19 protein-coding genes are annotated in these 23571 nt (G+C 56.3%); 15 read left to right on the top strand and 4 right to left on the bottom strand.

From position 1 onward, the window contains the following. The first annotated feature begins 38 nt into the window (after positions 1-38). Positions 39-1223 (top strand): glycosyltransferase family 4 protein, encoded by a 1185-nt coding sequence (locus AC097P_RS01615; RefSeq protein ID WP_479608615.1) that lies wholly within the window; start codon positions 39-41, stop codon positions 1221-1223. Continuing rightward, positions 1201-1968 carry a PIG-L deacetylase family protein gene (locus AC097P_RS01610; protein ID WP_479608614.1) on the top strand — a complete coding sequence of 256 codons (768 nt, stop codon included), beginning with the start codon at positions 1201-1203 and terminating at the stop codon, positions 1966-1968. Before AC097P_RS01615 ends, AC097P_RS01610 begins: the two co-directional genes overlap by 23 nt. A gap of 19 nt (positions 1969-1987) precedes the next feature. Here the strand turns inward: AC097P_RS01610 and AC097P_RS01605 are convergent, their stop codons facing one another. The 4 genes from AC097P_RS01605 to AC097P_RS01590 are packed head-to-tail and all read right to left on the bottom strand — an operon-like array spanning position 1988 to position 9839. Next, the gene (locus tag AC097P_RS01605; RefSeq protein WP_479608613.1) at positions 1988-2986 is read right to left on the bottom strand and encodes a glycosyltransferase family 2 protein; all 999 of its coding nucleotides are present in this window, start codon (positions 2984-2986) and stop codon (positions 1988-1990) included. 28 nt (positions 2987-3014) lie between these two features. Beyond that, positions 3015-5831 carry a glycosyltransferase gene (locus AC097P_RS01600; protein WP_479608612.1) on the bottom strand — a complete coding sequence of 939 codons (2817 nt, stop codon included), beginning with the start codon at positions 5829-5831 and terminating at the stop codon, positions 3015-3017. 58 nt (positions 5832-5889) lie between these two features. Continuing rightward, complete coding sequence (locus AC097P_RS01595; RefSeq protein WP_479608611.1) at positions 5890-7716, bottom strand: HAD family hydrolase; 1827 nt, start codon at positions 7714-7716, stop codon at positions 5890-5892. Beyond that, positions 7716-9839 (bottom strand): glycosyltransferase family 2 protein, encoded by a 2124-nt coding sequence (locus tag AC097P_RS01590; protein ID WP_479608610.1) that lies wholly within the window; start codon positions 9837-9839, stop codon positions 7716-7718. Before AC097P_RS01590 ends, AC097P_RS01595 begins: the two co-directional genes overlap by 1 nt. Before the next feature lie 102 nt (positions 9840-9941). Here AC097P_RS01590 and gspE point away from each other — a divergent pair, with 102 nt between their 5' ends. The 13 genes from gspE to AC097P_RS01525 all read left to right on the top strand — a co-directional run bounded on the left by gspE (position 9942) and on the right by AC097P_RS01525 (position 23511). After that, positions 9942-11624 (top strand): type II secretion system ATPase GspE, encoded by a 1683-nt coding sequence (gene gspE / locus AC097P_RS01585; protein WP_479608609.1) that lies wholly within the window; start codon positions 9942-9944, stop codon positions 11622-11624. A gap of 59 nt (positions 11625-11683) precedes the next feature. After that, a complete protein-coding gene (locus AC097P_RS01580; RefSeq protein ID WP_479608608.1) occupies positions 11684-12844 on the top strand; it encodes a type II secretion system F family protein in 1161 nt (386 codons plus the stop codon). 37 nt (positions 12845-12881) lie between these two features. After that, positions 12882-13331: a type II secretion system major pseudopilin GspG gene (gene gspG, locus AC097P_RS01575; RefSeq protein ID WP_479608607.1), complete on the top strand. Its 450-nt coding sequence runs from the start codon at positions 12882-12884 to the stop codon at positions 13329-13331. Beyond that, positions 13310-13777, top strand: a complete 468-nt coding sequence (locus AC097P_RS01570) for a GspH/FimT family pseudopilin (RefSeq protein WP_479608606.1) — start codon at positions 13310-13312, stop codon at positions 13775-13777. Before gspG ends, AC097P_RS01570 begins: the two co-directional genes overlap by 22 nt. A 2-nt stretch (positions 13778-13779) precedes the next feature. Next, positions 13780-14172, top strand: a complete 393-nt coding sequence (locus AC097P_RS01565) for a type IV pilus modification PilV family protein (RefSeq protein ID WP_479609453.1) — start codon at positions 13780-13782, stop codon at positions 14170-14172. Continuing rightward, positions 14169-14825, top strand: coding sequence for a prepilin-type N-terminal cleavage/methylation domain-containing protein (locus AC097P_RS01560; RefSeq protein WP_479608605.1), 657 nt, complete (start codon positions 14169-14171; stop codon positions 14823-14825). Before AC097P_RS01565 ends, AC097P_RS01560 begins: the two co-directional genes overlap by 4 nt. Continuing rightward, positions 14822-15721: a type II secretion system minor pseudopilin gene (locus AC097P_RS01555; RefSeq protein ID WP_479608604.1), complete on the top strand. Its 900-nt coding sequence runs from the start codon at positions 14822-14824 to the stop codon at positions 15719-15721. The genes AC097P_RS01560 and AC097P_RS01555 overlap by 4 nt, the downstream gene beginning before the upstream one ends. Then, on the top strand, positions 15721-16821 hold the full coding sequence (locus AC097P_RS01550; protein ID WP_479608603.1) for a PilN domain-containing protein: 1101 nt from the start codon (positions 15721-15723) through the stop codon (positions 16819-16821). Before AC097P_RS01555 ends, AC097P_RS01550 begins: the two co-directional genes overlap by 1 nt. Next, positions 16818-17393, top strand: a complete 576-nt coding sequence (gene gspM / locus AC097P_RS01545) for a type II secretion system protein GspM (protein ID WP_479608602.1) — start codon at positions 16818-16820, stop codon at positions 17391-17393. Before AC097P_RS01550 ends, gspM begins: the two co-directional genes overlap by 4 nt. Beyond that, complete coding sequence (locus AC097P_RS01540) at positions 17390-18082, top strand: hypothetical protein (RefSeq protein ID WP_479608601.1); 693 nt, start codon at positions 17390-17392, stop codon at positions 18080-18082. The genes gspM and AC097P_RS01540 overlap by 4 nt, the downstream gene beginning before the upstream one ends. 54 nt (positions 18083-18136) lie before the next feature. Then, on the top strand, positions 18137-20392 hold the full coding sequence (gspD, locus tag AC097P_RS01535) for a type II secretion system secretin GspD (RefSeq protein ID WP_479608600.1): 2256 nt from the start codon (positions 18137-18139) through the stop codon (positions 20390-20392). A gap of 276 nt (positions 20393-20668) precedes the next feature. Continuing rightward, complete coding sequence (locus tag AC097P_RS01530) at positions 20669-21601, top strand: hypothetical protein (RefSeq protein ID WP_479608599.1); 933 nt, start codon at positions 20669-20671, stop codon at positions 21599-21601. A 152-nt stretch (positions 21602-21753) separates the two neighbouring features. Beyond that, positions 21754-23511: a sialidase family protein gene (locus AC097P_RS01525; RefSeq protein WP_479608598.1), complete on the top strand. Its 1758-nt coding sequence runs from the start codon at positions 21754-21756 to the stop codon at positions 23509-23511. Positions 23512-23571 lie beyond the last annotated feature (60 nt).

The following is a 23571-nucleotide window of genomic DNA, read 5'->3' as shown; positions in this document are numbered from 1 at the left end:
AAGGCCCTGCCCGTGTTGTCTGCCACGGATATTCCCGTATGACTGAGCGCATCCACAACGTGCTGATGGTCACCCGTGAGATGTCGGGCGATCGCCGTTATGGCCTGGGGCGCAGCCTCATGCCGGTGGTCGACGCCTTGACCAGTCAAGGTTGGCGGGTGCGCTATCTGTGCCAAGAAGACCTCGGCTCCCATGCCCGTGAAAAACGCAACCGGTGGGTCGAACGTTTGCACCGCTTACCCTTGGTTGCCAGCCGCCCCGCTGTTCAGCAGGTGCTGGGGGCGCTCCTTGAGCGCCTCCACATGGGTTGGTTTGCCGCCCGCACGGCGAAGGAGCAGGGCTATACGGCAGTTCACCTGCATGACCCATGGTTAGGGTTGGGCTTTTGGCTGGGGCGGCAGCGTTGGAGTTTGCGGGCTGTGCGCTGGGGTGTCACCGAGCATGGTTTTGGATGCTACAGCCGTGCCACCCATGAGGACGGGTTGGTGCAGGGACCTGGCATGCAGCGCTGGTTGCGGCGGCTAGAAGCCTTTGTGCTGCGCACAGCTTGCTGGGTCACGGCGCCCACCCAACTGGCCCTCAACCAGCTGGCGCGGGATCTGGCTCTGCCTTCCAATCCTCCGCACTGGCATGCCGTGAGCCATGCTGCGCCCCTCATCGAGCACGGGATGCGCGATGCAGCCTGCCAATCATTGGGCTGGGCAACCCAGGCTATCCACGTGCTGGGTGTCGGGCGCCTGGTTCCGCTCAAGCGCTTTGATCTGCTCGTAGTCGGCTGCGCTAGCTTGGCCGCGCGATACCCGTCCTTGCGCCTGCACCTGTTAGGCGATGGAGATCAGGGCGGTTTGCAGCGCATCGCGGATGCTGCTGGCTTTGGCGACCGCATACATTTTGCGACCGTCGACGATGTCAGGCCTTACTACGCTGCGGCTGATATTTACGTCAGCATGTCCGTCACTGAGTCGTTTGGGCTTGCGAATTTTGAGGCGTTGGTGGCCGGGCTGCCTTGTATCTGTACGGCGGTTGGCGGTGTGCCCGAGGTTATGGGTAGCGGGGCCTGGTTGATCCCCGTAGACCAGCACGCACTGGTGGCGGCGTTAGATGAACTGATCGGACAGCCGGCGCAGCGGCGGGCATTGTCTGACCGCGCCATCGCGCAGGCCCGGCTTGCGCCTGATCTGGAATCGGTGGTACAGCAATATGTTCAGCTTTATATCCACTAGACGTGTTCGCAAGCAATTGGCGGGCCTACAAGCCTGTCCGTTGCCCCAAGCGCTGGACTTGGGGCAGGCCCGCAAGGTGCTGGTATTTGTGCCCCACCCCGACGATGAAACCCTCGGCTGCGGCGGTACGTTGGCGCGTCTGGCGGCGCTGTGTCCGGTCAAGGTGGTGCTGGTAACCGACGGCAGCGGTGCCGGCGGCTTGCCTGAGGGTTCGGGCGCCGTGCGCCAAGCCGAGTTTGTCCGTGCGCTGGCCCGGTTAGGCGTGAAGGATTCCTTGCAGCTCAACCAGCCGGATGGGGCATTTGAATCCAGTCCCGCGCTGCGGGCCAAGGTGCTGCAGCTGCTGCAGGATTACCAGCCGGACTGGGTATTGTTGCCGTCGCCGCTGGACTACCACCGCGACCACGTCCGCATCGCTGCCTTTCTGGAACCGCTGTGCCGCCGCACGGCGAGCGTAGAGCAGCTGTTGTTCTACGAGGTTTGGGCTCCCGTGCCGGCCACCCATGTTGTGGATATCACCGATTACGTCCAGACCAAGCGGCAGGCGTTGGCAGAGCACGCTACTGCGATGGTTTGCGGCGATTACGAACGGGCCGTGGATGGCTTGAACAATTACCGCGGTTTGTATCTGGGCAAAGGCCGGGTCGCGGAGGCATTCTGGGTGGAGCCGGTGCGCACCGGGCGCCTGTTTCGGGCCGTGCAGGCCATGGCTTTGGACCTGCTGGACATTGTTGCCCGCCGCTAGCGGGTAGGGTGTTGGCGCCTCAGGCGCATCGGCTGAACGGGTTCCAGCTCAACTGGCACAGGATGGACCAGACACTGGCTTTGCGGCTTGCTTGTACCGATCGCCGCTTTCGCCAATAGAGCGGTATACCGCCGATAGCGTCCCGCTTGGCGCGAACAATCAATCCCCCCTTGCCGCGCAATCCGAACCACAGCAGCGTTACGAGGTTAAGCGTTATGTGCAGTGGCAGGAATAGCCAGAACAGAACGCCTGGCATGTTCTTCACAAAAACCCACACCACATTGCGATGGCCGTGGTAGACCTGAGAGTCGCTGTTGCGTCCAACAAAGGCCGAGCCCACGTGCACGATCGTTGCCTGGGGGACGTACAGTGCACGATAACCTGCCAAACGCAATCTGAAGCCGAGGTCTACATCCTCGACGTAGAGAAAAAAGTCTTCGTCCAGCAAGCCGACGGCTTGCAGCGCATCAAACCGGTACAGCGCCGCCGCCGCGCAGGGGGCAAAGATCTCCCGCTCGATATCGTGCTGCGCAGTGCTCCGGCAGCCGTGTCCCTGTCGCCACGGTAGGCCGCTGACGTGGTACGCGTCGCCTACGCCGTCCAGCTGCCTGCGCTCTTCGTCGTTGTACATGCGTGAGCCAAAGGCCGCATAGCCCTGGTTCTGTTCGGAGGCGGCGACCAGTTGCTCCAGCCAGTCAGGCGCGACAAAGGCGTCCGGGTTCAGCAGTGCGACCAAAGGACCCCACCGGTTGTTGCGTAGCGCGCAATTGATACCGGCTGCAAAGCCCAAGTTGGTGGCTAGTGCCAATATTTCCACCTGTGGAAACTGGTTGCGGATGGACGCAACCGATCCATCGGCGCTGTTGTTGTCGACCACCACCGTTGCAAAGTCCTGGAAACTTTGTTGCATCAGCGCCGCTAGGCACCGGCAAACCATTTCGCCACCGTTGAAATTGACAATGATGACGGTTACCCTTGCTGGCGGCCGTGGGTTGGCAATGGGAGGCGCTTCAGACATTGGTTGCGGATGGTGGGGTGGGGTACTTCTAGGCCAACAGCGAGAAGTCAGCTGCCACGGGGTCCAGGTTTGGGTGGTATGCCGGATCCCGGTTCAGCCATTTGGCAGAACGCTCTCCATACCGATCCATAAAAATTTTGCGCTTTAAGTTTCCGTTGCTGTCGGGTTTCGCGGGCGTTTCTATCAGCGCAGTCCACGTTGCGCCGGGGCACCACACCAGTTTGTACCGGTCGTCCCGCAACCGCAAGCTCCAGGCTACTGCGCCCATAGGGTCTATACCCAGATCTGGGTCCAGGCCTCCGTGCAGGCTAAAGACCTCCTTACGGAACACAATGCAATCCAGATTCAGCGCGGATAGTTCTTGCGACAGGGAACCGCGACCCGCGTATCCATGGCTTCCGACTGGCAGGTGTTTTTGCAACACCGCTGCGATGGTCGTAGGATTGAGCACCAAGCCGCCTGACGCCAGCATTCCCGAGGTGTCGCGGACAGTACCTGCAGCCGCACCAGTTCCAGCTTCCAGTGCATGGCCAACGAGCTCAAGCAACGCCGCCGGATCTTGGGGACGGAGGTGCGCACCTATCAAGGCAACCAGCGGCCCCTGCGCAGAGGCCACCGCAGCGTTGATGGTTGCCCCCTGGGAACTACAGTTCAGCACCTCGGAGATCCGGTATGCTGGATCGAGAGTCCACGCTGGTGCAGCGCCATTTTGCGGGGAGCCCTCAGGGTGCACCAATACCACCGTGAGGCCTTGCTCCACACCCTCCGTGCTTCTGATGCACTTGCAGTCGAGACTGGGAAGCTGTTCCACCCGCGCGCTGCTGCCCACTCGGACAAGATGTTCTTGCAACGCCCGTTGCGCTGCATCTAATGCGTATGACTTGGCGTCAATCGTCAAAGCTGTACTGCCAGAAATAGCGCGCCAGTGGTAGAGCACCCTTGGGATGTGCACGATGTCTGTGGGCTCTATCCTCTCGATGCACCGCAGTGCTAAATCGTAGTCCTGCGACCCTTCCAGACCCTGGCGAAAGCCGCCAACATCACGTACCAATTGGGTGTGGTAGACGCCCAGGTGGCTGATCATGTTGTGGCCCATGAACAAGGTGTAATTCCAATCGGGCTTGAAGTACGCACCGTAACGCTCACCGTTCGCATCCAGCCGGTCTTCATCGGAATACATCACTTTTACCGTCGGGAACTGGTTCACCGTTTCAGCCACCCAATAAAGAGCAGTTGGGGGAAGCAGATCGTCGTTGTCCATCAAGGCGACAAACTCCCCGGAGGCAAGTTCGATTGCGCTGTTGCTTGCCAAGGAGATGTGGCCGTTTGTGTTTCGGCGAACAAGTTTGATGCGATGCTCAGTGGCAGCAAGTCTTTGCAACAGCTCCCAAACACCTGCATTCGAGGAAGCGTCGTCCGCTATGCAAAGCTCCCAGAAGGGATAGACTTGGGATCGCACTGACGCGATAGCGGCTTCCAACAGATCCAGGGGAGGGTTGAAAACCGGCATGATGATCGAAATCAGCGGTTTATGCTGCCAAGTTGTCATCTGCTGGCGATAGCGGCCCAAATCCTCTTCGGACATCGTGTCGTGTGTCTTAACCCACTCGCGATAGCCGATGGCGCGGTTTGGTTCCTCTGCAGAAGCAAGCGTATTAGATCTGGGGGCGGCCTCCGCGCCCACGGCTTTGGCGCTAGGGTTGCTCAGTGAAGTGTTCTTCAGTCGGGTACCAATGCTGCGCAACGGCTTGGTCACTCGCCAGATGCTGCTGTTGAGGATGGATAAGCGCTCTGTCTCACTGTGGGTCAGCGCTGCGGCGATAGCATCTCTGTGGTGGGTCAAAGCAGCGATTTGATGCTGTTGATGCGCCAGAGCAAGTGCCTGTTGGGCGGATGCGGAAGCTTGCTGCGCAGCGGCAGAAGCCTGTTGCGCGATAGTGGCCGCTTGCTGCGCCATACATGCCATTTGCTCCGCCATGATGGCCTGGTTGGCCGCCATGCGTTGCTCGGTCAGGGAAAGTTGCTTGAGTGCGTCGATCAATCGGCTTTCCATGTCGGGATATGCCCAGACGCGTTGCATGATCTGACCGATTTGTTGGGGCGTCCAGTCAGACTCCCATTTTTGGTAAACGCGGCGGCTTGCCGCACCGTAGGGCCCGGCGTCGTTGTGAACGCCTGAGCTTTCGTGTATGCGGTAGACAGCACTGATACCCGGCAGGTGCACCATAGGTGCAAGTTTCGCGACTTGAAGCCAAAAGTCCCAGTCCTCAAGACGGTCCAAGGACTCGTCAAAACGGCAACCCAAAGACAGCACCTTCGCGCGAAACAGTACCGCATGGATGGGTGTCATGTTTCCGGCCAATTGGCGCAAGGGATCGAATGGAAGGTCAAACGTTTGGCCCATGGGCTGACCGACTGCATCCACCAGTGCTACACCGGTATATACAGCCTGGGTTTCCGGAAGCTTGGACAACACATCGGCAAGGCGAGCGACGTGGTCCGGCATCATCCAGTCATCGTCGTCAAGGAAGATCATGAACTCGCCGCGCGCTGCCGCTATCGCAGCATTGGCCGCGACACTGCGCATCACCGGCTGATCGGTCGGAACCAGACGAAGCGGGAAGCGGCCGCAGTAGTCTCCCAGAGCCCTATGGCCGGGTCTTACTGCAAGCACTACCACTTCGATGTTGGGGTAGGTCTGTAATGCTACTGAATCCAGCGCTTGCGCCAGGAACGCTCGGTCTGCACTGCGAATGAGCAAGGACACCAGCGGCAGGGTTGGCTGGAGACCGATTTGTGTCAATGGCTCGGTACCTGTGGAAATAATGTTTTGATCGGGTTTCAATGGATTAAATCAGTGGCTGAACAAAGGGTTGCATCGGCAATGCACAGGGTGCGGTGTATCAGCTTGGCAAGTATTGCGCAAGAGTCAGCACGTGATTGCGGGAACTTCCCCACGCGTCGAAGTTTTTGACGCGCCCAATCAGGCTGTACGCTTCGCTATCCGTGTGCTTCGTCAATAAGTCAATCAGAGGCCAGGCGATTTCCAATGGCGTGGCACTAAACCCGGTCGATTGTTCAAACGCTCTGAAATGCCGTGCGAAAGCCTCAATGCCTTCACAAACATCCTCCGCTATTCCCTGGAGCGCAATGGTGTCCCCTCTTCCAGCGTCCATGACGGGTTGTACACTGTTGGATTCGATGCCAAAGCCAATAACCGAAGCATGCGGCGCGGAAAAGAATTGTTCAACCGCAACGCGGTTGGCGAAAATGGCGTCAAGGATGTCAGCCGATGCGTTCGCTTCGTCGATAAAAGCGCTCATCTTCTGTCGTGTCTGGCGTTGAAGGCGCTCGGGTGTGTTGGCCAGACAAAAGTAGTACCCGACTACATCAAGCTCCATCATGGGACGCACGGCAGCCTCGAAAGCCTCTTGGGTTGTTCCGTTCCAGCCGACGTCCACTACGGCCACGCGACTGCCTTGTCTGACACCCGCTCCTCGAAGGTACTGAAACAGTCCGCGGCGGTTGCGGTGACAAACTTTCAGAATCTCCTTTTTGTATGCGATCAGGAAACTGCCAAGCTGAGCGTAGTGGGCTGGGCCGATCTTTACACCCTCGCCCAGCCCAAGGTCGTCCATGACCTTCTGCGACGGAGCTCCGACGCCAATGCGGTCCAGCAGTTCGTGGGGCGAGAGCCCGCCCGCACCGGACAGTAGGAAGGGCAGATAGTTTTCAAAATTTCCGGCATGCATTGTTGCGAGCGTGAACGCAGTGCGTGAGCCTAGAAAGTAGCAGCTGCTTGGCATCCCCGGGTCTGCGCGGTCCGCAGCGATGCGTTGCATTGCGTAGCCATCGCGTGATAGGAACAGAATGTGGTCTACACTGTCCTGACGCGCCCGCTTCTTGATCCACTCCAGGAAGCCCACGTTTGCGGGGCCACCAAAGACGAACCCGAGCCCCGCATAAGCATGAGGGGTAACTTCTTGCGCGCAAGCGCTCAGCATGCCTCGGGCAATAGATGCCATCAGCGACGTAGTTTGTACTGCGTCCGCTGCACGACTGTTGACGTAGTGGTAGGCCATCATGCCTTTGTCGCGCGGGCGAACCACATCCGCAAGCTGACTGTCACCTATGTGCAGGATGGTCTCCATGGCCAGCCCCAACTGCTTAGCAATGCATTCAAACAGTTCACCCGTGTCGCGCTTGGTCGCATTCTGGTCAGCAGACGTGAATACCGGAACATGCTCCAGTCCGTAGGGTTTTAAGGCAGCCCTGAAAAAGTCACCATGCATATACATGTCAGACGCGATGACCACAGGCTTCCCAAGACTAAGCAATTCAAGGAAGAGTGAAAATATTTCGGGATTCGGACGCACCAGAGTCAACTCCAGCGCGTACTCAGCCTCCATCAAATCGACAGTGGACACCCCCGTTTCTGGCATGCAGTCGTAGATGCCCTGCAGAGTGATTTCCTTGCGACCGGCGACCACCATACGCCGAAAGGCCTCCGTTTGTGCGGCCCGCCGAACGGACGGGAAGTCATCCATTCCAAACTGCCGACCTATGAGTTCAAACGCGTCTTCTGGTTTTGCCAGGGGACGCACGAATAAAGTATCAAAAAAGTCAAAGGAAACGGCAGAGGCTTGGCCAATCAACGCCTCAAGATTTTCATCCACCAGCGAAGCCTTCCTTGCAAGTTCCTGTGGTCGGGGGGGAACGGTGCTTTGCATTACTGAGACACCTCGAAGTTCACCGTGGTCTGATCCAGGTTCGGGTTGTGGAAGGGGTCAAACTGGTAGTAGTCGGGATGTATCTCATACAGGCTGCGCAACTCGCCGCGCAAGCGATCAACCTTGACGGGGTCTTCACCGTCCAGCCCGCGGCTGACGGACTCGTGGTGTATGAGTGTTACTGCCTGGCATACGACGTTGAAGAGGCCATTTTTATAGGCACGGATGCAAAGCTCTATGTCGTTGTAGGCAATGGGCAAATTGGTATCAAAGGTTCCGATGGCGTTGAACTTTCTACGCTCCATCATCAGGCATGCTCCAGTTACGGCTAGCCAGTTGTACTCAAGCAAATTGCGCATGAAATAACCTGGCGCTGCGGCCTCCTGATTGTGGAAGGCATGCGCCGGCCCTACCGCCATGTTATTGATGACCCCGGCGTGCTGCGTTCTGGAACCCATGGGGTATATGAGTTTGGCCCCGACGGCACCTACGTGTGGAAGTTGGGCATACCCGCCCATTCTTTGCAGCCAATCGCCTTGGATCACCTCAGTATCATCATTTAGGAAAAGCAAAAGCTCACCCGCCGCGTGTTGTGCTCCGATATTGTTGAGGTCGGAAAAGTTGAAAGGGGCGTCATGGCGTATGACCGTGGTGTTCTCCAGGCGATCTAGTTGCTGGAGGTAGGCAAGAGTGTCCCCGTCGACTGAGCCGTTGTCTAGAACGATGATTTCGAAATTGCGGTAGCTGCTGATGTTCCGAATCGATTCCAAACAGCAACGCAGCACGCTGCCACCATCGCGGGTGGGGATGATGATGGAAATGCGCGGTGTTCCCTGCAGGTGGTAGTTGACCCGGAAGTACCCAGGGACCTGCTGCACTGGCTCAACGGTTCCTTGGAGGCCGCGCCGCCCAAGTGCGTCCGCCCTGACCCGTTGGGACGCTTCCAACACGTAAGGTTTGGCGGCGATGTCGGATGCTACGGACTCTGGAATGATTCTCCAGTGGTAAAGGACTTTTGGAATGTGGCGGATGCGTGTCGTCTGCTCTGCTACCCGTAGTACAAAATCCCAGTCCTGGCATCCGTTGACCTCATCGCGCAGCATGCCAACTTGTTCCAGCAGGCTCCGACGCACGCAGGATATGTGTCCCGTAAACATCGTGCTCATCATGGTGTCGGGGGACCAGTCTGGCTTGAAGTGTGGCTGTGTATAAGCGCCGAGCTCGTCCAATTTGTCCTCGTCGCTGTAAACAAAGTCAGGTTGGTCGCGATCAATGCAGAGCGCTAGTTCGTATAGGCAATCGACGGTTAGCTCGTCGTCATGGTCCGCAAAAACGACAAAGTCCTCCCGCGCTATAGCCAGTCCGGCGTTTGTCGCGCCCGCAATGCCCTGGTTTTTTTTCAGCCGTACGAGCTTGACTTGGGGATGGTCAACCCGGTACAACGCGTCCCGGGTCTCTGCAGATGTGCTGGCATCGTCCACTAGTATTAGCGTCCAATGCGGATACCACTGTGCCGTTACGGATGAGACCATCGCATCCAGCAATTCAGTCGCCGTGTTGTATACCGGAACCACTATGGCAAAAGAAACCGATGAGCCTTCAGCCGCGAGCTTGACATCTGTATTAGGGGGGCGTTGGGGTTCGAGGTAGGTATATCCGCCGGGCGTTTGCGATAGACCATAGCGCCCGGTCGCGTCTCGCACAATATAGGTTGGGCCATGTGGCGCGATGGCGGGGGGGGGCGTCGGCTCCGCCACTTCCACCATGGGCTGCGGAGCTTGCGCGGATGGTAGAGGGGGCTTGAGCCGATTCCGCAATTTTCTCTCAGCGTAGCGGGCGATCTTTACCGCAAACCGCATCGGCGCGGCAACTCTCCAACTGGTCGATGTCAAAATTTCTTGCAGTCGCGCATCGGCAATCTGGAGCGAGCGCTCGGTTTCCTGGAGTTGCACACGCAACTCAGACACTGTTTTCTCCAGGTGACTAATGGTTTCTTCCGTTTTCTGGGTTTGCTCCCCCGCTCCTGGCGTAGCGGGGCCCACGCTAGAAACGTCCGCGTGGGCTTGGGTGGGGGCGCCGTCGGTCTTGATTTCTACGTCTTGGGTAACAGGTTTACTTTGCATTGATTTCCAAACTTCGCTCCGTCAAGGATTTGCTCGTGGCCTCTTATACCGGCTGACTGATATAGTCAAGGTTTTTCGTCAGAGAAAGCCTTAGAGTCGAGCATGCGTCTGGGAGAAATTTTAATTGAACGGGGCAAGCTCGATGCGGCCAACCTTGAGCGCGCTCTGCGTGTGCAAAGCGCGGATGGGCGAGAGCGAATCGGCGCGATATTGACGCGTTCCGGCATGACCGCCGAACGGGATGTGGTGGAGGCACTTGCCACGCAATTGAATTTTCCGGTGGTTGCAGCATCTGAGTATCCAGAATTACCGGTTCTGGAAGAGCGTGTGACGGTTCGGTTCATTAAAGAGTCGAGGTCTCTGCCGTTGCATGAGGATGCCGAGCAACTGGTCTTGTCCATGGTCGATCCGCTGGACGCGTATGTCGTCAATGCTTTCCGTCTCTTGACGCATCGCACTGTTGTCGTGCGTTTAGCGGTTCCGTCAGAGCTGGACGCCGCTTTTGAACGCCTGTATGGTTCCGGCAAGACGTCCATGGATCAGATTGTGGGTGAGGTCGAGACGCGCGATGGCGATGCTGAAAACGAGGATTTGCAGCAGTTGAAGGAGCTGGCATCCGAGGCGCCCATCATTCGATTGGTCAGCCTCATCATTAGTCATGCTTTGCAGGCACGTGCTTCCGATATCCATATAGAACCGTTTGAGAATCGCCTTATCGTGCGATACCGGGTAGATGGCGTCATGCACGAAGTTGAATCGCCTCCTAGGCGATTCTCGGCTGCTGTCATCTCCCGCATCAAGATTATGGCCAGCCTGGATATTGCGGAGCGCCGTTTGCCACAGGATGGGCGCATCAAGCTGCGCTTGCAGGGTAAAGAGATTGACCTACGGGTGTCTACGGTACCGACCATGCATGGCGAAAGCGTCGTGATGCGTATCCTTGACAAGAGCGGAACGACTTTGGATTTCGCCGCGCTGGGTTTTGATGCGGTGGCTCTGGAGCGTTTCTCCCAGGTATTGAACCAGCCCCACGGGATTGTGTTGGTGACGGGGCCAACCGGTTCTGGCAAGACCACTACGCTGTACACGGCGCTGGACAAACTCAATAAGCCCGATATCAAAATTCTCACCGTTGAAGACCCGGTGGAGTACCAGATGGAAGGTATCAATCAGATCCAGGTCAAGCCGCAAATCGGCCTCACCTTTGCGAACGCTCTGCGATCCATCGTGCGCCAGGATCCTGACGTCATCATGATTGGTGAAATCCGTGACCTGGAAACGGCGCAGATCGCTGTGCAGTCTGCGCTCACGGGACACATGGTGCTCTCGACTTTGCACACGAATGATGCCGCTAGCACCATCAATCGCCTGCTGGATATGGGTATGGATGACTACCTGTTGACGTCAACCGTCAACGGCATCTTGGCCCAACGCCTGGTCCGCACGCTGTGCAGCCAGTGTCGTCAGGCCTATCCTGCGCTGCCCGAAGTCATAGAAGAAATGCAACTGAAGCGCTACACAGCTGCGAATCCTGTGACGCTCTATCGCCCAGTAGGGTGTGAAGAGTGTGGCGGTACTGGGTACTCTGGTCGGGTGAGCATCGTGGAGTTGCTGGTGATGACTGACACCATACGCGGAATGATCATGCGACATGTCACCTCGGGTGAGGTTAGGCAGCAAGCCATTGCGGATGGCATGCAGACCATGTATGAAAACGGACTCTCCAAGGCCGTCGCTGGCGTGACCACCATCGAAGAGGTCTTGCGCGTCACGCGCGAGGAGTAGTTTTGCCGCAATTTAGTTACAAGGCTGTCGCGCCGGACGGGGAGCCGCAGGAAGGCGCAATGGATGGGAGTTCCCAAGCCGCTGTAGTTGATCGTCTGCAAGGCATGGGGCTTATCCCCATTCGTGTGGAGGAAGCGGCCGCCAGCGTTCCCGAATCCAATGGTGGGGGGCTGTTTGCCAAAAACCGCATCTCCCAGGATGACGTTGCGGTGTTTACGCAGGAGTTAGCAACCCTGCTCAAAGCCGGTTTGCCGCTGGACCGTTGCCTGGAGATACTGATCAGTTTGTCCGCCAGCGAACCTGTTCGGCAACTCATGAGTCAGTTGCGCGAAGACGTACGCGGTGGCGCGTCCTTGTCCAAGGCCATGGACGCTCGCAAAGGCGTTTTTAATCGGTTCTATCTGAATATGATCCGCGCCGGGGAGGCTGGAGGTGCCCTGGACGTGGTGTTGCAGCGCCTGACCGAGTTCATGGAGCGGTCCAAAGACCTGCGGGACACTGTGAAGTCGGCGTTGATTTATCCGGCCATTCTGATTGGCGTGTCCGTGTTGTCGGTTGCCATACTGCTGGTCTGGGTGGTTCCACAGTTTTCGCAGATGTTTGAGGAGTCTGGTAAAGCCTTGCCCTTGCCAACCCAGGTGGTGATCGCCGCCGGGGATGCAGTGCGCCACTACTGGTGGGCCATGGTATTGGGCGTTGTTGGCGTATATGCTTGGTTTGGCCAGCAGATGCGAAAGCCTGCCAGCCGCCTTCGTTGGGACCGGCGCCTGCTCGATCTGCCACTGGTAGGGGATCTGGTGGGCAAGCTTGAAGTGGCGCGATTTTCCCGCACACTGGGCACTCTGATCGGCAATGGCGTGACCCTGCTGGCCGCACTCTCCATAGTGAAGGAAACCCTAAGCAATACGGTGATGGCCCAAGGCTTGACCGAGGTTGCTGCCCAGTTGAAGGAGGGTAAGGGTTTGGGTAAGCCTTTGTTCGAAACCGGACTGTTCCCGAAGCTGGCGGTACACTTGGTGATGGTTGGAGAGGAAACGGGCAAGCTGCAGGAAATGCTCATCCGAGTCGCTGATATCTACGATCGTGAGGTGCAAACCGCGGTCAAGCGCCTGTTGGCCCTGATGGAGCCCGTGCTGATTTTGGGGCTGGGACTGGTTATTGGCGGAATCATTATGTCAATCTTGGTGGCAATACTCAGCGTGAACGATCTGGCGATGTGAGCAGCCACTAGGCAATGAATTTCTGGAGAATATGTAGATGAAACGTAAGCAAGCAGACCAGGGGCAGCAGCAGCGGGGTTTTACCCTTATTGAGTTGCTGGTGGTGCTGGTCATTCTGGGCCTTTTGGCGGGCGTTGCAGGCCCGCGCATTATTGGCTACCTCGGCGGTGCGCGGTCGGATACTGCGCGATTGCAAATTGAAGAATTTGGCGGAAGCCTTGATCTGTTCAAGCTAGAGACGGGACGATACCCAACAACTCAGGAGGGGTTGCAGGCTTTGGTGCAGCAACCACCTGGCTTGGCTGGCTGGAACGGCCCTTACTTGAAGAAAAAAACCCTACCCAAAGACCCGTGGAATAACGACTATCGGTACGTGTCGCCAGGTCAACACGGTCCTTATGACATTAGTTCATTGGGTGCCGATAACAAAGAGGGTGGCGATGCCGAAAACAAGGATGTCAACGGTTGGGAAGACAGCAAAAAATAAGCCCCTCCACCCAGCAGGGCGGTTTTACCATCATTGAATTGCTGGTCGTGATGGTCATCATGGCGATGGCCTACACACTCGCAGGTCCATTGGTTTCATCTGGGGTCTCCGGTACTGAGTTGAAAGCCTCTGCGCGTCAGTTGGCCGCGGGATTGCGCAAGGCGCGTAGCGAAGCGATTGCACGTCGACACGAGACAGTCTTGACGGTGGATGTGGAGGGGCATCAGTTTCAACTTAGTGGCGACCCGCGTGTTTACCGCCTACCCAAGAGTGTTGTCTTGAGGTTATTTACCGCGCAGTCCGAACTGGTCAACGGTACGACCGGCGCAGTGCGGTTTTTCCCAGATGGCGGCTCCACGGGTGGTCGCATCACGTTGAGTGCACGCGATCGCAACTATGACGTGGATATCAATTGGCTGACCGGGCAGGTCGCCATCCTCGATTGACCATGCGCAACCATTGTCGCGGCATGACCTTGATGGAGGTGTTGGTCGCCTTCGTTGTATTGTCTTTGACGATGGCGGTGATCCTGCACATTTTTTCCGGCGGTATGCGCAATTCAAGGTTGACCGATAGCTATAGCCGAGCGGTGTTCCTAGCGCAGTCCAGATTGGCGGCGGCCGGGGTGGAAAATCCACTATTGCCGGGTGAAGAGAATGGCCAAATCGGCACCAATCTACGGTGGCGCGTCAGCATTGCACGTATGGATGACGGCGGCGAAGCGGATCGGCTGTTGATGCCGGTACGGCAATATATAGTGCGAGCGCAAGTCTCTTGGCAAGAAGATGGCCGTGACAAGCAGATTGAACTCTCGTCGGTGCGTTTGGGCCCCCGCCAATGACGCCTAGCTGTGACCGTCGCTCTTTGGCCCAGCGGGGATTCACTTTGCTGGAGCTTCTGATCTCTTTGACCCTGCTCGGGTTGATCCTTGTCCTGCTGTTTGGCGGCTTGCGGCTGGGTGTACGCAGTTGGGATACGGTTCAAAAGCAGGTGGACACGCTAAATTCGGTACGGTCGGTGGAGAGTTTTTTGCGCCGGGAGATGGAACAGATCCACCCCTATCGCTGGAGAGCAGGGCTACCCCAAAGGTTCGCTTTTGTCGGTGAACGCCATAAGCTCTACTTTGTCGCACCGTTGCCTTCGCGAATTGGTGTTGGCGGCCTCTATGCCATTGCCCTGGAGCTTGAGCAGACGGGGAGTGGCCGTCGATTGACATGGAAGCATATCCCGGTAGAGCCGACCATGCAGGACTTCTCGGCGCTCGAGCCAGTAAAAGAAATGCAGTTGGTTGGTACGGAACTCAATACTGTGGATGATATTTGGCTGAGTTACTTTGGTCGTGAAACGGAGGCCGCTACTCCGCGGTGGGTCGACCGTTGGGATAGCGTTGCCACCATGCCACTTTTGATCAAAATACAGGTCCGATTTGCAGACGGTTCGGAATGGCCGGATTTTGTGGTCGCTCCCATGCTGATGCCGGAGACACCGCGATGATCCGCCAACGGGGTGTTGCACTGGTGTTGGTCTTGTGGGTTGTAACCTTGCTTTCGGTGATAGCCGGCAATTTTGCGTTCAGCATGCGTGGCGAGGCACAGATTGCACGCAATCTGTTGTCCACGGCCCAAGCCCAGGCTCAGGCCGATGCGGGTATACAGCGGGCTTGGTACGAACTTATGAAGCCCCCCACAGAATTGAATCGTTGGATGGGCGACGGTACGGTGCATGATCTGGGCTTAACCGAAGGCGTTTTGCGAGTCTCGGTCCAGGATGAGTCTGGTAAAATCGATCTCAACACAGCGCCAGAAGCCCTTTTGGTAGGGCTTTTTCGTTCTGTAGGGATGGGTGCAGAGGCTGCGGTGGCGCTGGCAGATAGTGTTCAGGATTGGCGTGATGCCGACAAGTTAAGGCGGCTTCATGGCGCGGAGGAAGCAGAATACCTCGCTGCTGGCAAGACGTACACACCGTCTAACGCTCTGTTTGAAACCGTTGATGAGTTGCAACGGGTTTTGGGTATGACGCCGGAGTTGTTTCGCCGACTGGAGCCCGCGTTGACGGTTTACTCCCGGCAGCCCGGTATCAATACGGTCGTTGCGCAACGCGAAGCGCTACTGGCGATACCGGGTGTTAGTCCAGAGGCAGTTCAGCAGTTTCTGGAGCTTCGTCAAAGTATGGCTGCCAATCAGCAAAGTCCGCCAGTCTTTCCAGGAGCGGGGGGCTTTGCGTCAGGGGCGGCAGGTGTCCCTGTATATGCGGTGCGCAGTGAATTCAAAATGGCCGACGGTACGGTGTTCGTGCGCCAAGCCGTTGCGCGGATGACCCGGGACCCGAAACGACCCTTCACGGTGTTGGCGTGGGGCGAGGGTAATAGCGAACAATCTTCGGGACAGTAATGACTGCTTTATTGGAAAATTTCAGCGGATCGCTGACAAGTTTGCGCAAGCAACTTAAGACCAGCCGTTTTCTGGCCTGGTGGCTTGCAGAGTTGTCTGGTGTGGCGCCCAAGTGGATGCGTTCGGCCGGGCCAACACTCGAAAACTATGCATTGCTGCCTTTGGAGCAGGTCCATGTGCACATGGCAAAACCTAAAGTGCCGGACTCCCGTGCCCTGGCACTCACGGTGTCTGCCCGCCACATATTGCGTAAAAGCTTGACTTTGCCGCTCGCCACCGAGGAAAACCTCCGGCAGGTACTTGAATTCCAAGTGGAGCAGCATACGCCGTTCACGTTGCAAAGGGTATATTTTGGCTACCTCGTCAGGAGTAGAGATTTCGAGTCTAGACACCTGACGGTGGAGCTTGTGGTTGTTCCGCGCGAAGCCGTAGACCCGGCAATCAACTCGCTAAGGGGCATGGACACGGAGGTGCAAGGCCTGTTTGTAGACGAATTGCTGGAAGAGGGAGCATTGCTCAATCTTTTACCGACGGCAACATCGCGCAGTGCGCCTTCGTTGTTGAAGCGTGGAGCCAATCCCTGGCTCGCGGGTCTGGTGGTCATTCTGTCTATTGCTGCACTGGTGACGCCACTGCTCATCAAGCGGGAAGCGGTAGTGCGGTTGTTGCCCTGGGTCGACAAGGGCAAGGTAGCGGCAGAAGCAGTTAGTGCGGTGCGCCGTGGGTTGGAAGCCCGCGTAGAGCAGCACAATTACTTGCTTGAGAAGCGCCAGACTTCACCAGCTGTGATTCAGATCATCGAAGAGTTGACCCATATTCTTCCGGACGACACGTGGGTACAGGTTTTTGACCTGAAGGGAAAGAAGCTCCAGATACAGGGTGAGACAGCTTCTTCGTCTCGCCTTATTGGCTTGTTTGAAAAGTCCAGCATGTTTCGGGATGCGAGTTTTTCGTCTGCTCTTTTCAAGGGCCAGGTTGCTGGCACGGAGCGCTACCAGCTGGAGGTTCAATTGCGGTCAACGGCCAAGCCGGACGCGGGAGCCGTGCCACCAGTTACAGGCGTGTCTGCTCCTGGTGTTGCAGGAGGCAAGGCACAATGAAGCAGCTCGGACCCCGGCAAAAGAAGGCTGCGGCGTTGGCAATTCTGGTGATCGTGGTTGCACTCGCTTGCGCCGCAATTGCCTTGCCTGTGTTTTTGCTCAACGGGCACTATGACTTGGCTTTGGACGATGCCACCAGTCGGTTGGAGCGCTATTCCAAGATCGTGGGTATGCGAGATGCCTTGCAGAAGCAGGCCTTGGAGGTCAAGGCGCTTGAGGCCGGGCGTCATTTTCTTAAAAGTGCAAGCCCAGCGCTCGCTGCTGCCGAGTTGCAGGAGCAGGCGCAGGCTATATTTATCGCTACAGGCGCCAAGGTCAACAGCGTGCAGGTGTTGTCGCACAAGGATGAGGGCCTATACCGCCAGGTTTCTGTCCAGGTGCAGTTGCTGGCTCCATTGACTGGCGTCAGAGGGATCTTGCACGGATTGGAATCGGCGCGTCCCTACCTTTTTATCGACAACTTTTCCATTCGCGCTCCCAATATGCAGGTCAATCGTCCAGATACGCCCAATGAGCCGGATTTGATCGTTCAGTTCGATTTGACGGGCTATGCCCTGAAGGGGGCACCATGAGCGCCATGGGCCGGCAAAAGTATCTGTCTATTGCGCTGTGTATGGTTGCGTTGCTCTTGATTGCGGTACTTGTGTGGGAATGGAATCAAGGGCTGCGCTTGGAGCGTGAGCTGCTGAAAATGCGCAATATTCCGGCGGTTGCTGCCAGGCCGCTGAATGCATTGCCCGAATTTACGTTGCCGCCCGAGGAGGCCGGGTTCCCCGAGTTTGTATCCAGATCATTGTTTTCCATCAGTCGACGATCTTCGGCCGTGGCAACCAAAGGGGGGGTCTCGGCGATGAAGAAAGGTCAGTTCGTGTTGGTGGGTGTGCTCATCACGCCGCAGCGGAGTTCTGCGCAATTGCGTGATGTCCAGACAAATAAGGCAGAGACGGTGACTCTGAACGCAGTGGTGCGGGGCATGACTGTTGGTGAGGTGGGGCCGTCTAGGGTTGTGTTGCGCCAGGGCGCGGAGAGCGAGGAGCTCGTTCTCAATGTTCAAACTGGTCCCAAGGGCGCTACGGTTGCAAAGGCTCCAGCGGCAGCTGCACCTCCGCAGGGTGCCCCTGTAGCGAGCCCTCCCGCGCCGCCTAGCTCGGCGGCATCAGCGCCGGCGCGTGCGGCAAGTGGCATGGCCCCTCCGGCTACGGCGTCGAGCGCTCCGCCGCCCCCGCCCACGCCCCACATCGAATCAAAGAAGCAGCCGTGAACACTCTCGTGGTTATCCCGCGTGGGTCACCACTAAAAAGTCAAGGAACCCAAAATGAAAAAAACATCTAACAAGCTGACGAAGATTGCATTTGCGATCCTTTGCTGTATGCCGGTATTGTTTGCAGGCTGCGCATCACAGCCCACTGACGCCCAGGCGCAGGCACCATTTCCGGCAGTAGCGCCTGTGATGGGGACGGCTAAACCTATTCCGAAGACGGAGACTGTTGTTGCTGACTCTCCGAAGGTGGATGCCGACGCCCCAAAGATCATTCCTGGAACCGGCATTTTTGTGAAACCTGCGACTGCGGCCGCAGCGCCCCCAGGGCCGCAAGATATCGTGCTCAATTTTGAAGGCGCTGATCTACGCGAAGTGGTTCGCGTCGTGATGGGCGACATGCTGGGCGAAAACTACACGATTGATCCCAAGGTCAATGGCACGGTCACCATCCACACCAGCCAAGCCATTAACCGGGCGGCGGTGACGCCGATTCTGGAAACCGTGTTGCGCATGAATGGCGCCGCCATGGTGAAAGAAAACGGCACCTACAAGATCAGCCCGCTCAATAGCGCACTGCGGGGCTCCACAACGCCGCAACTGGGAAACCTGCAACCAGGCTACAGCGTACAGGTCGTGCAGCTGCAGTACATCGCTGCGCGCGAAATGGCCAAGATTTTAGAACCACTATTGCCGGAAGGCAGCGTTCTGAGAGTGGATGAGAGTCGCAATCTGCTCATGTTGGCAGGTGGAGAGGCCGAAATGCGGCACGCAATGGAAACTGTCAGTGTGTTTGATCTGGACTGGCTGGCCGGAATGTCGGTTGGGCTGTTCACCCTCAAAAGCGCAGATGTGAAAAGTATTTTGCCGGAGTTGGAAATCTTGTTTGGCGACAAATCCAAAACTCCGTTTGCGGGTCTTCTGCGGATCCTGCCGATTGAGCGCATGAATGCCGTGTTTGTTGTCAGCCCACGGCCGCAATATCTGGAACAGGCACGCCAGTGGATCGAGCGCCTGGACCGCAGCGGCGGCAAGAGCGGCACTCGCCTGCATGTCTATCCAGTGCAGAACGGAAATGCCGAGAAGATCGCGGCCCTACTGAGTCAGGTGATTGGTGGCAAGTCAGCTACCAGCACGCCTGCTGCTGCAACGGTAGCTCCAGGTTTGGTCGGGGCTTCACTGCAGTCTACGGGTGGCGGCACCAGTGGCGCGTCGGGTGGTCTGTCAAGTTCGACCAATAGCCCATCAACCGCGGGCACACCATTGAGCGCCAACGCAACAAATACGTCAGTCAGTGTTGTAGCGTCTGGTACCGGGGAGGCACTGGGCCTCAGTTCGGCCAACACCGTCAAAGTGATCGCAGATCGTGACAACAACTCGCTGCTGATACTAGCCAATGGGGCCGAATACGAAAAGATTGAAGAAGCCATCAAGCGGCTCGATGTGGTGCCGCGCCAAGTGTTGGTGGAAGTTACCATTGCCGAGGTAACACTTAGCGGCGCCCTGAGCTATGGGCTGGAGTGGTACTTCAACAATGGCAGCAATAACCTGACCGGATCGCTCTTTAACCCAGATAAACGCTCTTTACCGACAGATTCAAACGCAACCAGCATCACGCCTGCTCTCCCCTTTTCAGCCGTTTGGCGTACGACAGGCGGCAACGTGAATGCTGTATTGAGTGCGTTGGCTAGCAAAACAAACGTCAATATTTTGTCGTCGCCCCACATCATGGTGACAGACAACCAGGTCGCCAAGATTAATGTGGGTCAAAGTGTTCCAGTAGAGGGCCAAAGCACAGTGGTGGGGACGAATATCGTCCGCTCAGTGAGTTATGTCGATACCGGTGTGGTTCTGTCGGTGCGCCCGCAAATTAATGCGGGTGGATTGGTCACCCTGGAAGTCAGTCAAGAAGTAAGCGACGTTCAGGATGGACTAACCACCGACGGCATCAAATCACCGACTATCAATAAACGTTCCGCGCAAACAAGGGTCGCCGTGCAGTCGGGAGACACCATGGTGTTGGCTGGCTTGATCAAAGACGACAAGACCGTCGGTTCTAAGGGCATTCCTTTGTTGTCAGAAATACCGGTGGTGGGCGCATTGTTTGGCGCGAAAGCCGACACCAATAATCGCCGCGAACTCATCATCACCATCACGCCACGCGTAGTGAACGACAACCAGCAGGCACGTGACGTCACTGCCGAATTCCGCAAAAAACTCACGGGTATGAACAAGCTGAACATGGAGGCGGCGGCCTCGGCAAAGAGAGAGAGCGACGCAGCTGCACAAGCGGAAGGCGCAAAGGCGCAATAGTTTGTTGTTTCTGTGTTGCATTAAAAGCACAGAGCCTCAAAAAGCCCCACAAATCGCTTGGAATGTCTTTGACCTTGCTAGTGTTCTTTTGTACATTGGCAGCATGCGTCAGGGAACTGGCCATCCGGCAGAGGAGCTATGAGTTTTTTTGACCGGTTTAGTCAATCCATGTACAATGGATTTCGTTAGTGCAAAAAGGTAGTACACTAGTTCGGTAATTCTTTGCCGTTCGGGTGTATGAATTATTTTATTTTGGCCAAAATAGGAAACGTAAACATGAAAAAAACTTTTCAAAAGACTCTGATCGCTGCTGCTGCTGGCGCGGCTCTGATGTCTGCTGTCGGTACAGCTAACGCGGCTTCGCTGCTGTTCCCTTACTTCACCACTGCTACTGGCGCGCAAAGCGTTATCAGCTTGGCTAACACTGCGGTTAACACACAGTCCCTGCACTATGTGTACAACTACGGTTCTACTTGCACCCACTTCGACGCGTACGGTTCGTTGACTTCTAACGACATTCTGAGCCACTCCATCGCTGCTACAACAGCTGGCGGTTTTGGTAAGGTCGTTGGTTCTGATACATCGACACCTGTGTACTTCCCATTGGCTGGTCAGACAGGCTTCTTGGTTGTGAGCTCTGTTACTGCCGCTAACACTGCAACATCGTTGAACGGTAGCATGGCTATTGTTGACCCAGCGTCTGGCTTGGTTGTGTCTTATCCTGCTATCAGCAACAACGTGGTAACAACCGCTGGCGCTGGTGGTAACGAAGGTGACTTCTCTGCTGTTATCACTGACGTGAACTTCGCATTGACAACTATGCCTTCGGCTGCTGTGACAACATCTTGGTTCGGCATTGTTGCTGGTAACATGAGCACCGCTATCACAGCTGGTGCAGACTGGACTGCTAAGGCTACTTTCAGCAACAATGGTAACGTGTACAACAACGACGAAGTTGCTTTTTCTGGTACTGTTACCAAGGCAATCACTTGCTTGGGTTCTATCGCTTCTGCTGACCTGATGACCGGCGCGCAAGCTGCTGCTGTTGGTACAAACGGTGGTTTGATCAAGGCTACTGCTACTCTGACTACCAGTGCTACAGCCAGCGCCTCTGGTGTTGTGCTGATGAAGATCCAGACTGTGCAGCCTGCAGTTGGCGCTCCTTTCGCTGGTAAGCAGTTCCTGCACCGCGAAACTGCTGGCTTCTAATTAAGCTAGCTTTTTTGGAAGCACCAACCTGTTAACAGGTGGGTAAATCTGAGAAATAGAAAAGGCCCCGCTTGCGGGGCCTTTTTGTTATGTGCTGTAATTTGCAGTCGCATGTTTACGCACTATGAATTCCGATCTCAAGAGAAAGTCAGATGAATCGCTATCACTTTGCATTGTGTTTTTTTGTTGGATTGAGCGGTTGTGCTGCAAGCGCTCCAGACGCTGGCGTTCCGCAGTATTTGGAAATTTCAGACGCGCAAACAGGAGCCCTCGCTACCCGCCCTGTATTAGCTGATGTAAACGGTGATCTGGCGGTGCTTTACTCAACAAAGGCAGATCGCGTTGCGCTGCAAATTGGCTCGCAGGCCAAGCAAATGTTGGATGCAACGGCGCGTGTAAAGAATGGCGGGTCGTTTTTCAAACTTTGGTCACAGGGCAACCATACGCAAGCAGCATGGTGGTCCCACCAAGACGGTAAAAACATCTACTTTGCATCCTCCAGTGATAACGGCAAGTCTTTTTCACCGGTCAGCATGGTGAACCAGGCAAACGGTGTATTACCGCCATTTTCGCTTGTGCGTGGCACGGGCGGGGTGCTTGGTATGCTCTACTACGATGAGCGTACGCCGGGTTATCAAGCATACTTTAATCGCTCCACTGACAACGGAGTTTCCTGGCAGGCCCAAGATCAACGTTTGGACACACCGAACATTGAAGGTCGGTCAGATACCGTCCATGAACCACAGATTGTCCAGGCAGGAACTACCTGGATAGCGGCGTGGACCGACACCATTCAGGTCAGCGGAAAGCCTAACTACCGGATACTCAGCCGTCGCTCAATTGACGCTGGCGCTACATGGACAGCGCCCCTCGAACTCGCCACGTCAGACCACCACATGTCTGCCCTCGTGGTTCGTGCTGACGGTACAAATTTGGTCGTCGCTGCAGACGAACTGAATAGCGGCATCTTTGCGCTTGTATCCCAAGACGCAGGGACAAATTGGAAAAAGATCGAGCTACTCTCTGGTACCGCGGGGGTGAGCAATAGTGGAATTGAAATGGAATATCGCGACGGCAGAGCGCATCTAGTTTGGATGGCGCAGCGAAGCGAGGAAAAAATCCAAATCATGACCGCCAGCTTGGATATCGCCAAGCAAACATGGGTTAGCCCGGCCCGGCGTTTGAACCCTAAACAGTACGAAAACACCACGTCGTTGTCACCGGTTATTAGTGCAACCGAAAGCGGCGCCTTGGTTGCCGCTTGGGTCGACTACCGTGACATTCGACCAAACATCTACTTGGCAACTTCTTATGACAAGGGAGACTCGTGGTCAGCGCCTCAACCATTGTTGAAACCGGGCACGGTTTCCGCTGGCTGGCCGCAACTCGTCCAGGTCAAGGGAAAAACCTATATCGCCTATGAACGCTACCCGACGGAGCGAGTAGCCGAGGGAAGTCTTCATGTAACGGAACTGCCAGTGGCTGCGGGCGCGAATGCAATGGCGCAAATATCAGTCTACCCGTCGATTAGCGAGGCTGACCGCGCTGCTCGGTTAACTGCGCGCATTGATAGTTTGTGGTCAGACCGCGTTGCCGGCAACTATGCCAACGCATACGAGTCATTTGACTTTGCATACAAAGCGGCGACGCCAAAAAAAGCCTATACAGAAAACGCAGGGGTCATCACCTATATGGGCTTCACCACCGGCGAGATAAAGATCACAGGCAATGAAGCAAATGTGAAGATGAAGGTGAAATACGAAGTTAAGCCTACCATGCTGCCAAGCACGGGTAAGCCGATTACTCTCGCACCGATTGAAGTGGAAGTGCCAAATAGATGGGTTTGGGTTGGTAACGATTGGTATTTAGTCTACACACCCTCATTCGAGCCGCCTATCCTCAAATATTGAGCGGGTCACAGCTCCAGCGGCTGATACTTCCACTGGAAAATCTACATCTCTTTTCACGAA

The sequence above is a fragment of the Rhodoferax sp. ZS1R8 genome (genome assembly GCF_056521325.1).
The sequence above is the reverse complement of the archived record's forward strand: the minus strand, read 5'-3'. Positions and strand labels throughout refer to the sequence as shown.

Excerpts from the sequence above, each read along its gene's own strand:
- AC097P_RS01610 (WP_479608614.1), top strand. The coding sequence starts at position 1,201 with ATGTTCAGCTTTATATCCACTAGACGTGTTCGCAAGCAATTGGCGGGC.
- gspM (WP_479608602.1), top strand. The coding sequence starts at position 16,818 with ATGAAGCAGCTCGGACCCCGGCAAAAGAAGGCTGCGGCGTTGGCAATT.
- AC097P_RS01590 (WP_479608610.1), bottom strand. The coding sequence starts at position 9,839 with ATGCAAAGTAAACCTGTTACCCAAGACGTAGAAATCAAGACCGACGGC.
- AC097P_RS01595 (WP_479608611.1), bottom strand. The coding sequence starts at position 7,716 with ATGCAAAGCACCGTTCCCCCCCGACCACAGGAACTTGCAAGGAAGGCT.
- AC097P_RS01540 (WP_479608601.1), top strand. The coding sequence starts at position 17,390 with ATGAGCGCCATGGGCCGGCAAAAGTATCTGTCTATTGCGCTGTGTATG.
- AC097P_RS01605 (WP_479608613.1), bottom strand. The coding sequence starts at position 2,986 with ATGTCTGAAGCGCCTCCCATTGCCAACCCACGGCCGCCAGCAAGGGTA.
- AC097P_RS01525 (WP_479608598.1), top strand. The coding sequence starts at position 21,754 with ATGAATCGCTATCACTTTGCATTGTGTTTTTTTGTTGGATTGAGCGGT.
- AC097P_RS01615 (WP_479608615.1), top strand. The coding sequence starts at position 39 with ATGACTGAGCGCATCCACAACGTGCTGATGGTCACCCGTGAGATGTCG.
- AC097P_RS01560 (WP_479608605.1), top strand. The coding sequence starts at position 14,169 with ATGACGCCTAGCTGTGACCGTCGCTCTTTGGCCCAGCGGGGATTCACT.
- AC097P_RS01580 (WP_479608608.1), top strand. The coding sequence starts at position 11,684 with ATGGATGGGAGTTCCCAAGCCGCTGTAGTTGATCGTCTGCAAGGCATG.
- AC097P_RS01530 (WP_479608599.1), top strand. The coding sequence starts at position 20,669 with ATGAAAAAAACTTTTCAAAAGACTCTGATCGCTGCTGCTGCTGGCGCG.
- gspG (WP_479608607.1), top strand. The coding sequence starts at position 12,882 with ATGAAACGTAAGCAAGCAGACCAGGGGCAGCAGCAGCGGGGTTTTACC.
- AC097P_RS01550 (WP_479608603.1), top strand. The coding sequence starts at position 15,721 with ATGACTGCTTTATTGGAAAATTTCAGCGGATCGCTGACAAGTTTGCGC.
- gspD (WP_479608600.1), top strand. The coding sequence starts at position 18,137 with ATGAAAAAAACATCTAACAAGCTGACGAAGATTGCATTTGCGATCCTT.
- AC097P_RS01565 (WP_479609453.1), top strand. The coding sequence starts at position 13,780 with ATGCGCAACCATTGTCGCGGCATGACCTTGATGGAGGTGTTGGTCGCC.
- AC097P_RS01555 (WP_479608604.1), top strand. The coding sequence starts at position 14,822 with ATGATCCGCCAACGGGGTGTTGCACTGGTGTTGGTCTTGTGGGTTGTA.
- gspE (WP_479608609.1), top strand. The coding sequence starts at position 9,942 with ATGCGTCTGGGAGAAATTTTAATTGAACGGGGCAAGCTCGATGCGGCC.